Here is a 14,499-nt window from a genome sequence, read left to right as displayed (position 1 = left end):
TAGAATCAGCAGCCGCAGCTGAAATCGGGGTAGTCCGCATAGCCCGGCGCTTGCTTATCATCGATGCGGATGAGGTGGTCGAGCCGGATTTCCTCGCCCGATTTCAGGCGCATGAATTCGACTTTGTCGCGGATAAAAAGCGTGTCGATTACGCCGGAGCCGAGGCAGAGCTGGCGCAGGTCGTTGAAATACTGCAGGTCTACGCGGCGGCGCTGGGTGGCGGCGGCTTCTAATTCATCATAGAAGTTGCAGTCGATGGGTTTATAGTCGGTGCTCATGGGAAGGAATTGTAGCGTGAACTCAGTGAGTCCGCGTGTTTGGGACAGGCAATGCAGGTTATACGCGGACTCACAGAGTCCACGCTACATTTCCCTATCTTCGCCGCACCACCCAAAATCCCACCCAATGACCCTCACTACCCAAACGCCCGAACTCAACCTCGAAGCCAACTCTCTTTCCACCGCCACCGGCGCGGCCCCGCAAAAGCACGACGGTAAGCGTCCGATGTTCTACGAGTTCAAGCCCGAGGAAACCGTGAAGGCCAAGCACGGCACTACCCTCCGCTGCAAAACCTGGGAAGCCGAAGCCGCCCTGCGCATGCTGGAAAACAACCTCGACCCCGCCGTTTCGCTGGTTTATGATGAGCTGATTGTGTACGGCGGTGCCGGCCGCGCCGCCCGCAACTGGAAGGAGTACCAGACCATTGTGAAGACGCTGAAGGAGCTGGAAGCCGACGAAACCATGCTGGTGCAAAGCGGCAAGGCTGTGGGCGTGCTCAAAACCTGGCCCCACGCCCCGCGCGTGCTCATCGCCAATAGCAACATCGTGCCCGCCTGGAGCACCCAGGAATACTTCGACGAGCTCGACAAAATGGGCCTGATGATGTACGGCCAGATGACGGCCGGCTCCTGGATTTATATTGCCACCCAGGGCATTTTGCAGGGTACCTACGAGACGTTTGCCGCGATGGCGGATAAACATTTCGGCGGCAGCCTGCGCGGCACTATCACCCTCACGGCCGGCCTGGGCGGCATGAGCGGCGCGCAGCCCCTGGCCGTAACCATGAACGACGGCGTCTGCCTCGTCATCGAACCCATTGACGAGCGGGTGAAGCAGAAGGTGCGCGAAGGCTACGTGGACGAGCAGGCCAACGACCTCACTCACGCCCTGGAGCTGTGCGAGCGTGCCAAAGCCGATGGCAAAGGCTGGTCGGTGGGCCTTACCGGCAACGCGGCCACCATCCTGCCGCGCCTGCTGGAATTGGGCTTCCTGCCCGAAATCGTAACCGACCAAACCTCGGCCCACGACCTGATGGACTACATTCCCGAAGGTGAAATAGGGGAGGTGCTGGCCCTGAAAACGGCCAATCCCGAAGAGTTCAAGCACCAGGCGCTGACGTCCATCGTGAAGCACGTCGAGGCCATTCTGGAGATGCAGCGGCGCGGCACCATCGCCGTGGATTACGGCAACAACCTGCGCGGCCAGGCCGAAAAAGGCGGCCTCAACGTGCGCGACGAAAACGGCCAGTTCCTGTACCCCGGCTTTGTGCCCGGCTACATCCGGCCGCTGTTTTGCGAGGGCAAAGGCCCCTTCCGCTGGGCCGCCCTCTCCGGCGACCCGCAGGACATCTTGCGCATCGACCGCGCCCTGCTCGAAACCTTTCCCGAGAACAAGCTGCTGGCTCGCTGGATTGAGAAGGCTCAGGCCAAGGTTCCCTTCATCGGCCTGCCGGCGCGGGTTTGCTGGCTGGGCTACGGCGAGCGCGAGAAGTTCGGCCTCGTCATCAACGACCTCGTGGCGCGGGGCGAAGTCTCGGCCCCCATCGTCATCGGCCGCGACCACCTCGACTGCGGCTCGGTGGCCTCGCCCAACCGCGAAACCGAAGGCATGAAGGACGGCTCCGACGCCGTGGCCGACTGGCCCCTGCTCAACGCCCTGGCCAACTGCGCCAGCGGCGCCGACTGGGTGAGCCTGCACAACGGCGGCGGCGTGGGCATCGGCAACTCCACCCACTCCGGCATGGTGATAGTAGCCACCGGCACCCCCGAAAAAGCCGAACGCCTGCGCCGCGTCCTCACCACCGACCCCGGCATGGGCATCTTCCGCCACGCCGATGCCGGCTACGAGTTGGCCCAGGACGTGGCCCGCGAGCGTGGCGCGAAGATTCCATCTTTATCATGAGCAACAAGAATTGGGAAAGAATAGGTGGAAGCATTCTGGTGATTTGCGGCTGGCTACTGGGCGGAATAGGTTTTGCTGAACCTATTCCGCCACCTTGGAACACCGTGGCGTTTCTATCGATGTTTCCGCTGATTATTCTGGGTATTTATCTTTTTGCGAGAAAACAGCGGATTTAAGGGACCAGTTGAATGCTGATGTTGCCCGCCAAAAAAAGCAATTTGCTTCTTCCGCTGTTAAGCTACCTGCCGCCGCAGTTCGTGGCGGCACACACCGCTTAAACTTTCACAAGATGAACATTGGAATCATCGGCGCCGGCCACATCGGCAGCGCCCTTGCCGTGCGGCTCACCAGCCTCGGCCACTCGGTTAAAATCGCCAACTCGCGCGGCCCCGAAACCTTGGGCGACGTGGCCCAGAAAACCGGCGCCACCCCCGTCACAGCCGATGAAGCGGCCAAGGGTGCCGAACTCATCGTGGTCACCATCCCCCTGAAAAACATTCCCGACCTGCCCAAGGACCTGTTTGCCGGCGTGCCGGCCGAGGTGCCCATCGTCGACACCAGCAACTACTACCCGCTGTTGCGCGACGGCAAAATCGCGGAACTCGAAACCGGCGACCTCACCGAGAGCGAGTGGGTGCAGCAGCACCTGGGCCGCCCGGTGGTGAAGGTGTTCAACAACATCTACGCCGACCACCTCCAGAACAAAGGCGTGCCCGCCGGCACCCCCGGCCGCATCGCCCTGCCCGTGGCCTCCGACGATGCCGCCGCCAAGCAAAAAGTAATGGCCCTGGTCGAAGAACTGGGCTTCGACGCCGTGGACGACGGCACCCTGCACGAGTCGTGGCGCCAGCAGCCCGGCACCCCGTCCTACGGGGCCGATATGCCCGCCGACAAGCTCCGTGAGCATTTCGCCAGCCTCGGCTCGAAGCGCACCGAAGCCCAGCACGCCGAGTACATGGCCAACCAGGCCAAAGCCGAGCAGGCCATGGCTGACCAGGGTATTAAGCTGAAGTAATTAGCCAGCAACCCCAACAACTACCAAGCGAGAAACGTCAGGCCCACATGGCCTGGCGTTTTTTGTGCCTTAGTTTAGGCAGTTGGGTCAGGTAGCCCAAGGCACGGGGTAGACCTTCAGCTAAGCTAAAACTATTGGTTTCACGGTAGCAGCAAGGGCCTCACTCTGCTGCTACAGCTTCTGCGGCGCCACGCCTTCCGTGGTAATCTTTACCGGCTGAATGCGGCCCTGCGCATCGAATACGAGCTTGTCGATGCAGGTTACGCGGTGGTTGCGGTTGGTATCGCCCAGCGGCCGGCGGTGGTACACGATGTACCACTCGTCTTTGCCCGGCACCTGAATGACGGAGTGGTGCCCCGCGCCGGTGGCCACGGCCAGGTCCTGCTGCAGGATTTTGCCCACCCGCTGAAACGGCCCCAGCGGCGAATCGGCCACGGCATAAGCCACCGAGTAGTCGGGCAGGCCCCAGCCACCTTCCGACCACATGAAGTAGTACTTGCCGCCCCGCCGGAACATGAAAGGGCCCTCCACGTAGTGCTCCGGCGTGATTTCCTTGAACGTGCTACCGTCCGCGAAAGGCAGTAAGCCGGTAAAATCGGGCTTGAGGCGCGTGATGTTGCAGTGCGACCAGCCGCCGTAAATCAGGTAGTACTGCCCGTCGGCGTCGCGGAACGCAAACTGGTCGATGGGCTGCGCGCCGTTGTGAATGCTGCCGATGAGCGGTTTGCCCAGATAGTCGCGAAATGGCCCCTCCGGCCGGTCGGCCACCGCCACCCCGATGCCGCCTACCTCGCCCTCGTGCACGTCGTTGGCCCCGAAAAATAGGTAATAGCGCTGGTCTTTCTGCACAATGGAAGGCGCCCACATGGCCCGCCTAGCCCATTTGACGTTGGCCGTGTCGATGATGCGCGGGTGCTTGGTCCAATGCACTAGGTCGGACGAGGAAAAGGCGTCCATAAACACTTGCTCATTGTACGGGGCCGAGTAGGTGGGGTAAATCCAGTACTGCTTGCCGAAAATGGTGGCTTCGGGGTCGGCGTACCAGCCGGGGAAAAGTGGGTTGCCCGACCGTGTCGGGCTGCCTTGCTTCGGGCTGGGGTTTTGCGAAAAGGCCGGGGGCGGCAGGAGGGCAGCGGCCAGAAAGGCGGCAAACAGCAGGTATTTCATGACTGCATAAATACGCGTAAAATTGCCGCCGTACTGCCTGAGTGGTAGCCCAAACAGCCCCGGCACGGTGCAGCAATCATTGGCGGGCTCGCTGGAAGCAAAGTCCGCCCCGCACCAACCATCGGCCCCGCGCCTTGCGTAAGCGCGTGCTTAGGCCTGCCTCTGACCCCGCTATGCAAGAACAAATCCGCCTCCTCGAAGCCCGCACCCGCACCGCCCCCTGGAAGCACTTCGGCCCCTACCTCACCGAGCGCCAGTGGGGCACCGTGCGCGAAGACTACTCGCCCCACGGCGATGCCTGGAACTACATCACCCACGACCACGCCCGTGCCTACGCCTACCGCTGGGGCGAAGAAGGCCTCGGCGGAATCTCCGACGAGCAGCAGCTCTTGTGCTTCGCCCTCGGCCTCTGGAACGGGCACGACAACCAGCTCAAGGAGCGCCTCTTCGGCCTCACCAACGGCCAGGGCAACCACGGCGAAGACGTGAAGGAGCAGTACTACTACCTCGACAGCACCCCCACGCACTCCTACATGCGGATGCTGTACAAGTACCCCCAGGCTGCTTTCCCCTACGACGAGCTGCGCACCCAAAACGCTGCCCGCACCCGCCTGGAGCCCGAATTTGAGCTCCTGGACACCGGCATTTTCGCCGAAAATCGCTACTTCGACGTCTTTATTGAGTACGCCAAAGCCGGCCCGCAGGATATTCTTGTCCAGCTCACCATTCACAACCGCGGCCCCGAGGCCGCGCCGCTCACGGTGCTGCCCCAGCTCTGGTTTCGCAACACCTGGACATTGGGCTACGACGACCACCGCCCCGAAATCCGCCGCGCCGCCCCCGATGCCCTGGCCGCCGAGCACCGCGACCTCGGCCGCTTCCAGCTCTACTGCGACCAGCCCGCCGAGCTGCTCTTCTGCGAAAACGAAACCAGCCCCACGCTCTTCGGCCGCAAGCGCAAAAAGAAAAACAAGGCCGGCCGCTACTTCAAAGACGGCATCAACGAGTACATCGTGCAAGGCCAGACCACGGCCGTGAACCCCGCCCAGCGCGGCACCAAAGCCGCTGCCCGCTACCAGTTCACCGTGCAGCCCGGCCAGCCCCAAACCGTGCGCCTGCGCCTCAGCCAGCCCGAGCACGCCGCCCCCTTCGCCGATTTCGACCAGCTCTTTGCCCTGCGCCGGCAGGAGGCCGACGAGTTCTATGACTGCATCCAGGAGGGGCTCACCAACGCCGATGCCCGCAACGTGCAGCGCCAGGCCTTCGCCGGCATGCTCTGGAGCAAGCAGTTTTATTACTACGACGTGAGCCAGTGGCTCGACGGCGACCCCGCCCGCCCCACGCCGCCCGCCCAGCGCCTCACTGGCCGCAACGCCACCTGGCGCCATCTCCACAACGCTGACATCGTTTCGATGCCTGACAAGTGGGAATACCCCTGGTACGCGGCCTGGGACCTGGCCTTCCACTGCCTGCCGCTGGCTATGGTCGACAGCGACTTTGCCAAGCACCAGCTCCGCCTGCTCTGCCAGGACGGCTACCTGCACCCCAACGGCCAGATGCCCGCCTACGAGTGGCATTTCAGCGACGTAAACGCCCCCGTGCACGCCTGGGCTACCTGGCGCGTGTACCAGATGGACCGCAAGCTCCACGATGGCCAGGGCGACACCGAATTCCTCGCCGCCGTCTTCCACAAGCTGGTCATGACCTTCACCTGGTGGGTGAACCGTAAGGACCGCGACGAACGCAACATCTTCGAAGGCGGCTTCCTGGGCATGGACAACATCGGCGTGTTCGACCGCTCGGCCCCGCTGCCCACCGGCGGTAAAATCGAGCAGAGCGACGGCACCTCCTGGATGGCCATGTTCTCCCTCAACCTCATGCGCATGGCCCTGGAGCTGGCCCGCACCACGCCCGTGTACCAGGAAATGGCCACCAAATTCTTCGAACACTTTCTCCACATTGCCGAGGCCATGACGCGCGGCGGCGGCGGCCATTTCAACCTCTGGGACGAGGAAGACCATTTCTACTACGACGTCCTCCACGCCCCCGACGACTCGCGCACCCGCCTGCGCATCCGCTCCATGGTGGGCCTGATTCCGCTGTTTGCGGTGGAGGTGATTGACGAGGAATTGCTGGCCACCGTGCCCGAATTCTACGCCCGCGCCCTGGCCCTCATCCAGCGCCGCCCGCGCCTGGCCGAGCTGGTGAGCCGCTGGCAGGAGCCCGGCCAGGCCACCCGCCACCTCATGGGCCTCATGCGCCGCAAGCGCCTGCGCAGCGTCCTCACCCGCATGCTCGACGAAACCGAATTCCTCTCCGAATTCGGCATTCGCTCGCTCTCGCGCTACCACCTCGACAATCCCTACTGGTACCACATGGGCGAAAAAGACAGCTTCTCCGTGGCCTACGTGGCCGGCGAGGCGGAGTCGGATATGTTCGGGGGCAATTCTAACTGGCGCGGCCCGGTCTGGTTCCCGGTTAATTACCTGATTATTGAGTCGCTGCAGCGCTACCACACCTACTACGGCGACGCCTTCACCGTGGAGTACCCCACCGGCTCGGGCCAGCTGCACACCCTGGCCCAGGTGGCCGATGCGCTCTCGGCCCGCCTCGCCCGCCTATTTCTGAAAGATGAAAACGGCCGCCGCCCCGCCCTCGGCACCACCGAAATCCACCAGACCGACGAGCATTTCCGCGACCACCTGCTCTTCCACGAATACTTCCACGGCGACGACGGCCACGGCCTCGGCGCCAGCCACCAAACCGGCTGGACCGGCCTGGTAGTGCGCCTGCTGCACAAAGCCGAGGCGAAATAGCCGGGCCGGTGGACAACGCACATCGAACTACAAAACGGCTGTCATGCCGAGCGCAGCGAAGCATCTTTACCGCTCAACGCAATTCATTTACTATTGCGGTAAAGATGCTTCGCTGCGCTCGGCATGACCGTTTTGCAGGTTTGCCTGATTCGCACAATCTTTATTCCCGCTCTTCTTGCCTGTTTCGCTATGCGCCTTCGGTTACTGGCTTTCCTCATCGTTCTAATCGGGGCCAATACGGCCACCGCCCAATCCCTCGCGCCCGCCGATTTGGTGAACCCGCTCATGGGCACCGATTCCAAGCCCGACCTCTCGAACGGCAACACCTATCCCGCCATTTCGCGGCCCTGGGGTATGAACTGCTGGATGCCCCAAACCGGCAAAATGGGCAACGGCTGGGCCTATCAGTACGGGGCCGATAAAATCCGGGGCTTCAAGCAGACGCACCAGCCCTCGCCCTGGATGAACGATTACGGGCAGTTTGTGCTCATGCCCGGCACCGGCAAAATCAGGGTGGGGGAGGACGAGCGGGCCAGCTGGTTTTCGCACAAGGCCGAAACCGCCCGGCCCTACTACTACAGCGTGTACCTCGCTGATTACAACATCACCACCGAGCTGGCGCCCACCGAGCGCGCCGTTCGGTTCCGCTTCACCTTCCCCAAAACCGATAGCGCCTACGTCCTGCTCGATGCCCTCGACAAAGGCTCTTTTGTGAAGCTGCTGCCGGCCCAGAACCGCATCATCGGCTACACCACCCGAAACCGGGGCGGCGTACCCGCCAACTTCAAAAACTACTTCATCGTCGAGTTCGACCGCCCGTTCACGGCCACCCATTTGGTCAACGATAATGCCCTGACCAGCACCGGCACCGAGCTTACGGCCGCCCACGCGGGCGCGGTGGTTAGCTTCCGCACCGGCCGGGGCGAGCAGGTGCAGGCCCGTGTGGCCTCCTCGTTCATCAGCCCCGAGCAGGCTGAGCGCAACCTGTTGGAAATCGGGACCGACGACTTCGAAACCGTGAAGCAAAAGGCCCGCGACGCCTGGAACAAGGCCCTGGGCCGGGTCGAAATCCAGGGTGGGACCGATGAGCAGCAGCGCACGTTTTACTCCTGCCTCTACCGCTCGCTGCTGTTTCCGCGCAAGTTTTATGAGCTGGACGCGGCCGGCCAGGCCGTGCACTACAGCCCGTATAATGGCCAGGTGCAGCCCGGTTTCCTCTACACCGATACCGGGTTTTGGGACACCTTCCGGGCATTGTTTCCGCTGCTGAACCTGATGTATCCGTCGGTGAATGCCGAAATTCAGGCTGGGCTGGCCAATGCCTACCGCGAGGGCGGCTGGCTGCCGGAATGGGGCAGCCCTGGCTACCGCAACATCATGGTGGGCAACAACTCTGCCTCAGTAGTGGCTGAGGCTTACCTCAAAGGTGGGCGCGGCTACGACATCAACACCCTCTACCAGGCCCTGACGCACGGGGCTAACAACGCCGGCCCGCTCGAAGCCGTGGGTCGCGCCGGCGTGAGCTACTACAACAAGCTCGGCTACGTGCCCTACGATGTGAAAATCAACGAAAGCGCCGCCCGCACCCTCGAATACGCCTACGACGACTTTGCCATCGCGCAGCTGGCCACGGCCCTGAAACGGCCCAAAAAGGAAATTGCCCTCTACACCCAGCGCAGTCAGAACTACCGCAAGCTCTTCGACAAGCAGAGCGGCCTGATGCGCGGCCGCAACCAGAACGGCACCTTCCAAACCCCGTTCAACCCCTTCAAGTGGGGCGATGCCTTCACCGAGGGCAATAGCTGGCACTATACCTGGTCGGTGTTTCACGACGTGCAGGGCCTGATGAACCTGATGGGCGGCCCTAAGCCCTTTCTGGCCACGCTGGACTCGGTGTTCACCCTGCCGCCCATCTTCGACGAGGCGTATTACGGCGAGGTCATCCACGAAATCCGGGAGATGCAGATTGCCAACATGGGCCAGTACGCTCACGGCAACCAGCCGGCCCAGCACATTATCTACCTCTACAACTACGCCGCCCAGCCCTGGAAAGCCCAGTACTGGGCCCGCGAAATCATGAACCGCCTCTACCGCCCCACGCCCGACGGCTACTGCGGCGACGAAGACAACGGCCAAACCTCGGCTTGGTACGTGTTTTCGGCCCTAGGCTTCTACCCCGTGTGCCCGGCTTCGGACCAGTACGTGCTCGGCGCACCGCTCTTTCCCAAAGCCACCCTGCACCTCGAAAACGGCCACGAAGTGGTGCTGAACGCCCCCGCCAACAGCGCCGCCAACCGCTACATCGGCCAGCTGAAAATGAACGGCCAGCCCTACGGCCACAACTGGCTCGGCCACGCCGCCTTGCAGCAAGGTGCCACGCTAGATTTTGACATGGTGCCCGCGCCCGCCACCACGCGCGGTACCGCCGCCGATGACGCACCTTTTTCTGCCTCCAAGCCCGCCGCTAAATAACCCAGATTGTGGAGTAGCCGCGTAGCGGCGCAGGGTTTGTAGAAACCGAATGATTGGGGCCGTTGAGCCGCATAGCGGCGACAGGTTTCGGCCGTTTCTGTCACCGCTACGCGATTTTACCACACCATTTGGCACATTTTCTACAAACCTTTCGCCGCTACGCGGCTGCTCCGCAGCTTTGTTATAAAGCCGCGCCCATCACCGGCGGACCGTCTACCTCGGCCCGTGTGCGGGGCAGGCTGGCGGGAAATTCCCGTTGCAAATACGCCACCAGCCCCTCGCGCACCAGGCAGCGCAGGTCCCAGAGGGCGCTGGCGTTGGCGGCGCTCACCAAGGCGCGCAACTCCAGGGTGCGCTCTTTCGAGTCGGTGACTTGCAGCACGCACACCCGCTCGTCCCAGAGCGGCGTGGCTTCGAGCAGGCGGCGCAGCTCGGCACGCAGCGCGTCGATGGGCACGGTGTAGTCGGTTTGGAGGAAGACTGCGCCGGTGAGGCGGGCGCTGGTGCGCGTCCAGTTCTGGAAGGGCTTCTCGATGAAGTAGTTGAGCGGCAGTACCAACCGACGCTCGTCCCAGATGCTGAGCACGACGTAGGTGAAGGTGATTTCCTCCACGCGGCCCCACTCGCCCTCCACCACCAGCACGTCGTCGATGCGAATGGGCTGGGTGAAGGCAATCTGAAAACCCGCCAGCAGGTTGCTGATGGAACGCTGCGCCGCAAAGCCCACAATCACGCTGGCAATACCAGCCGAGGTGAGCAGGCCCGTGCCCAGCCGGCGCACCGTCTCGAAGCTCATCAGCACCAGGCCCACCGCTACAAACGCCACCAGCGAGGCCGCCAGCTTCTTCAGAAACTGGAGCTGCGTGAACAGCTTGCGTACCCGCAAATTATCGGGCGAGCCCAGCTGGTAGCGGAGCTGCACCAGGTCCTGAAACACGTCCAGCGTCTTAATCAGCCCCCAGGCAAAGGTGAGAATGAGCACGAACTCCACGAAGCGGCGCAGCACCTCGAATGGCTTGGGCGGTAGCGGCACCAGCGGCAGCAGCAGCGAAATGGCCAGCACCGGCAGAAACCACGCGCTGGCCATGCGTAGGTGCCGCATCACCGAGCGGGCCAGAGCCGAATCTTCGCGCCGGTCATACGCCCGCAGTCCGGCGAAGATAACAAACCGGACCACCAGCCCGGCGGCCAGCCCGCCCAGCAGCACGGCCAGGCCCGTGAAAATATCGGGAAAATGCGAAAGCAGGTGGGCCAGCGTTTCGTTCATAAGTGCCAGTTGCGCGGCCGGCCGGGCGGCCGCGGGGTGAGCAGAGTGTACCCCGCCCAGCCCGGAAAGGTTAGCCGGCCGGCGCTTGCGATACCCCGGCCCAAGCTACACCGTGTGCCCGCAACGCCAGCAGAATTTGGCATCGGGGTGGTGCCCATCGGCCTGGCAGGCGGGGCAAACGGCTTGTTTGTAAGCCACCGCGGGCGGGGTGGACAGCGTTGAGGGAATGGCCATCTGGGCCGACACAATGCCGGTGGGCACGGCAATGATGGCGTAGCCCATCACCATGAGCACCGAGGCCAGCGACTGGCCCAGCACCGTGACGGGCGAAATGTCGCCGTAGCCCACCGTCGTCACCGTCACCACGGCCCAGTAAATGCTTTTCGGAATGCTGGTGAAGCCGTGCTGGCCGCCTTCCACCACGTACATCAGCGTGCCCACCACGACAACCAGCGTGAGTACAGCCGTGAGAAACACCAGAATTTTAAAGCGGCTGGCCTTGAGCGCCTGCACGATAAACTCGCCTTCGCCCACGAAGCGGCCCAGCTTGAAAATGCGGAACACCCGCAACAGCCGCAGCGTGCGAATGGCCAGCAGGTAGTGGCTGCCCGCCAGCACCAGCGCCGCCAGCGCGGGCACAATGGCCAGAAAATCGACAATGCCGAGCAGGCTCAGCGCGTAGGCCAGCGGCCGGCGCACCACCAGCAGCCGCACCAGGTACTCGACGAGAAACAGTCCCGTAAACACCCATTCCACCACCCGCAGAAAATGGCCGTATTCGGCCGCGATACGGCCCACGCTTTCCAGCATCACGGCCAGCACGCTGAGCACAATGGCTATGAGCAGCACGATGTCGAACGCCCGCCCGGCGCGAGTATCCGACTCAAAAATAACGCGGTAAGCAACCCGCTGCCAAGGTGGCGCGTCGTCGCGGGGGCGAATGTCCATGGGGGCCGATGTGGTGGAGCTAGGGCGTGGGTCGGGCCTGCAAAGCCGCCAGGGCGGCCTGCGTTTCGTGGAGTTTCTTCTGGGCTTTTTTCTCTTTTTTAACGTCGTCGTGCTCCTGCTCCTGGGCGGGGGTGGGCACGCCACTGGCGAAGTAGCTGAGCAACGCCTCGCGCAGGGCGGGAGTGAGGTGCTTGAATTTGCGTTTTTGCAGCTTGCGCAGCAGCTCGCCGTAGGTCTGGTCGGCTAGGGCGTAGGCGGCGGGGCGGGTGGGCTGGCCGGTGTCGAGGTTGGTATCGGGCAGGGGCAGGGTACGGGTGGTGTCGGCGGGCTGCTCGTGGGTGAGGGCACAAAACCGGGCCAGCGAGGCGCGGTAGCTGCGGTGAAACTGCAGGGCTCCCGGCACATCGGGCAGGGTGAAAGCGTAGGGCTTCAGGGGGCCAACTTTGGGCAGCACGCTTAGCACGCTGGCCATCAGGCGCGCTCCGAAGCCCGGCCGCTCGTTGTCGTGCCCGAACTCGCGGCGGTACTGGCGGCGGTTGTTGTGGTAGAGCGAGTCGGCCCGCCGGGCGCGGGGGCTCAGGTCCCGTATTTCATCGTGCTTGTGCTGCCAGGCAGCCCGCGCCGCCGCCGGTAGCAGGTGGTTCACGGCAAAGCGGAAGGTGGCCACGCTGGCGTCCACATTCAGAAAAATCTGCTTCATTTCGAGCCCATAGGTTTGGCGGAAGGCGCGCTCCATCACCGGCTTGCTCACCCGAAAGCCGATGGCCTTGTGGTAGGCCTGGCTGCGAAAGCGGCCGGCCGCCACCTGCACCACATCGAAGGAGAATTCTAGCTCAGTGTGCCGCACGGTGGCCTGCTCGTAGGTGACGATGGCGCCAAATTTCGCCTTCAAATCGGGGTACACCGTCGGGATAATCTGGTTGGTGCCCTCGGGGTGGCCCACGTTGTCGGCGGCGTAGTGGGCCAGCGCGCCCAGCGCGAAAGCGTACTCGTTGCGGTTGCGGGCCTGGCGCAGCAGGTTGCGCACGAAGTCGCCGGCCCGCACGTAGTGCGTCAGGTTGGTGAAAAGCGTAGAACCCAGCGGGTAGTAGCCCATGTCCTGCAAAATGGCCCCGCCATAGGCGTAGCTTTTGGCCTGGTTCATCTCGGCGGGGGTGCCGCCGGGGTAGTGGCGCTGCAGCAGCGGGGCGATGCAGTCGGCCCAGGTCGTGTCGACGATGGCTTGGTGGGTGAGCACGGAGTAGGCGGCAGACGGTGCAGCCGGGGCCGCCAGTAGCAGAAAAAGCAGCAGACGAAAGAGCATGAAAGCAGGCGCGAAACAAGCGGAACTGTGGCAACGTGGAAACCCGCCCGCCCGTTGCTGGCCGCTCATTACCAGCCTCCCCAAAATCCCCTAACTTGCCGGACTCATCCGCCAACCACCCCGCCTATGGAACTGACTACTACTGCCCTGCCACCCTCGCCCGTTGCCAGCCGGGCCGCCACGCCCCGCGTGCAGGCCATCGATGTGGTGCGCGGCCTGGCCATGGTCATCATGGCGCTGGACCACATCCGCGAGTTCTGGACGCCCACCGCCGTGCGGCCCGAAGACGTAGCCCACGCCTCGGCCGCGCTGTTTTTCACGCGCTGGATTACGCACTTCTGCGCGCCCACCTTCGTGTTTCTGGCCGGCACCAGCGTATTTCTGTACCAGCAGAAGCAGGCCGACCGGGGGCGGGTGAGCTGGTTTCTGCTCACGCGGGGCCTGTGGCTGATTTTCATGGAAATTGTAGTTATCAACTTTCTGCTGCAATGGGGCGCCTACGATTTGATTCTGCTGCAGGTAATTTGGTCCATTGGCTGGGGCATGGTGGTGCTGGCCGGCTTCATCTGGCTGCCGCGCTGGCTGACAGCCACGCTGGCCCTGGCCGTCATTATGGGCCACAACGCCCTGCCCACTATTCAGCCCGTGACGGCTGCCACGCTGCTGCCGGCGCTGGTTTACGACAGCCCCTTCCTCTACCAACTCACTCCGAAGCTGCCCGTGCTGGTGGCCTACACCATCCTGCCCTGGGTGGCGGTGCTGGCGGCAGGCTATTGCATCGGGCCGTGGTTTCAGTTGCCGCTGCCGGTGCGCAAGCGGCGGCTGCGGCTGGCCGGCGCGGGCGTGCTGCTGCTGTTCGCGGGGCTCCGCTTCGCCAACGTGTACGGCGACCCGCAGCCCTGGGCCGTGCAGGAGCGGGGACCACTCTACACCGTGCTCTCGTTTCTCAACATCACCAAATACCCGCCGTCGCTGCTATTTCTCAGCCTCACGCTGGGCACGGCGCTGCTGCTGCTCTCGGTAACCGAGGACCTGCCCGGCCGCCTCTCGCGGTGGCTGGGCACCTACGGCAAAGTGCCCATGGGCTACTACCTGATGCATTTCTGCCTCATCAGCGGCGGCGCGCTGCTGTGGTCGTGGCTGCAATTCGGCAAGCCCTTTAATTTTTCCTTTGCCCAGCCCAAGGACTGGCCTGCGGGCTACCAGCCCAGCCTGCTGCGGGCGTATGTGGTGTGGGCGGCAGTGGTTTTGCTGCTGTATTGGCCTTGCCGCTGGTACCAGGGCTACAAGCAGCGGCACGCGCACTGGTGGCTGTCTTACCTGTAAACTG

At 63.3% G+C, this 14,499-nt stretch carries 11 protein-coding genes; 6 read left to right on the top strand and 5 right to left on the bottom strand.

Going from position 1 to position 14,499, the window contains the following annotated elements; translation table 11 throughout:
• Positions 1-5: 5 nt before the first annotated feature.
• Entirely contained in the window at positions 6-278 is a 273-nt protein-coding gene (locus I7X13_RS17245) for a hypothetical protein (protein ID WP_198076424.1), read from the bottom strand.
• A 127-nt stretch (positions 279-405) separates the two neighbouring features.
• Between I7X13_RS17245 and hutU the strand changes: the two genes are divergently transcribed.
• Genes hutU through I7X13_RS17230 form a run of 3 tightly spaced genes read left to right on the top strand, consistent with a single transcriptional unit; the run spans position 406 to position 3,196 of the window.
• Positions 406-2,181, top strand: coding sequence for a urocanate hydratase (gene hutU, locus I7X13_RS17240; protein WP_198076423.1), 1,776 nt, complete (start codon positions 406-408; stop codon positions 2,179-2,181).
• Entirely contained in the window at positions 2,178-2,357 is a 180-nt protein-coding gene (locus I7X13_RS17235) for a hypothetical protein (protein ID WP_198068845.1), read from the top strand. The genes hutU and I7X13_RS17235 overlap by 4 nt, the downstream gene beginning before the upstream one ends.
• Positions 2,276-3,196 carry an NADPH-dependent F420 reductase gene (locus I7X13_RS17230; protein WP_317191585.1) on the top strand — a complete coding sequence of 307 codons (921 nt, stop codon included), beginning with the start codon at positions 2,276-2,278 and terminating at the stop codon, positions 3,194-3,196. The genes I7X13_RS17235 and I7X13_RS17230 overlap by 82 nt, the downstream gene beginning before the upstream one ends.
• Positions 3,197-3,367: 171 nt before the next feature.
• Here the strand turns inward: I7X13_RS17230 and I7X13_RS17225 are convergent, their stop codons facing one another.
• A complete protein-coding gene (locus tag I7X13_RS17225) occupies positions 3,368-4,363 on the bottom strand; it encodes a glycoside hydrolase family 43 protein (protein ID WP_198076421.1) in 996 nt (331 codons plus the stop codon).
• 173 nt (positions 4,364-4,536) lie between these two features.
• On the opposite strand from I7X13_RS17225, the gene I7X13_RS17220 reads away from it, so the two are divergent.
• Positions 4,537-7,179, top strand: coding sequence for an MGH1-like glycoside hydrolase domain-containing protein (locus tag I7X13_RS17220; protein ID WP_198076420.1), 2,643 nt, complete (start codon positions 4,537-4,539; stop codon positions 7,177-7,179).
• 189 nt (positions 7,180-7,368) lie between these two features.
• A complete protein-coding gene (locus I7X13_RS17215) occupies positions 7,369-9,651 on the top strand; it encodes a GH92 family glycosyl hydrolase (RefSeq protein ID WP_198076419.1) in 2,283 nt (760 codons plus the stop codon).
• 181 nt (positions 9,652-9,832) lie between these two features.
• On the opposite strand, the gene I7X13_RS17210 is transcribed toward I7X13_RS17215, so the two are convergent.
• The 3 genes from I7X13_RS17210 to I7X13_RS17200 all read right to left on the bottom strand — a co-directional run bounded on the left by I7X13_RS17210 (position 9,833) and on the right by I7X13_RS17200 (position 13,169).
• Entirely contained in the window at positions 9,833-10,918 is a 1,086-nt protein-coding gene (locus I7X13_RS17210) for a mechanosensitive ion channel family protein (RefSeq protein WP_198076418.1), read from the bottom strand.
• Positions 10,919-11,023: 105 nt separating this feature from the next.
• Positions 11,024-11,866: an ion transporter gene (locus I7X13_RS17205; protein ID WP_198076417.1), complete on the bottom strand. Its 843-nt coding sequence runs from the start codon at positions 11,864-11,866 to the stop codon at positions 11,024-11,026.
• A 19-nt stretch (positions 11,867-11,885) separates the two neighbouring features.
• A complete protein-coding gene (locus tag I7X13_RS17200; protein ID WP_198076416.1) occupies positions 11,886-13,169 on the bottom strand; it encodes a zinc dependent phospholipase C family protein in 1,284 nt (427 codons plus the stop codon).
• Between the two features lie 126 nt (positions 13,170-13,295).
• Between I7X13_RS17200 and I7X13_RS17195 the strand changes: the two genes are divergently transcribed.
• Complete coding sequence (locus I7X13_RS17195; RefSeq protein WP_198076415.1) at positions 13,296-14,495, top strand: DUF1624 domain-containing protein; 1,200 nt, start codon at positions 13,296-13,298, stop codon at positions 14,493-14,495.
• Positions 14,496-14,499: the final 4 nt, after the last annotated feature.

This window comes from Hymenobacter negativus, assembly GCF_016056375.1.
Classification (GTDB): Bacteria; Bacteroidota; Bacteroidia; order Cytophagales; family Hymenobacteraceae; genus Hymenobacter; species Hymenobacter negativus_A.
This window is presented reverse-complemented; position numbering and strand designations above follow the sequence as displayed.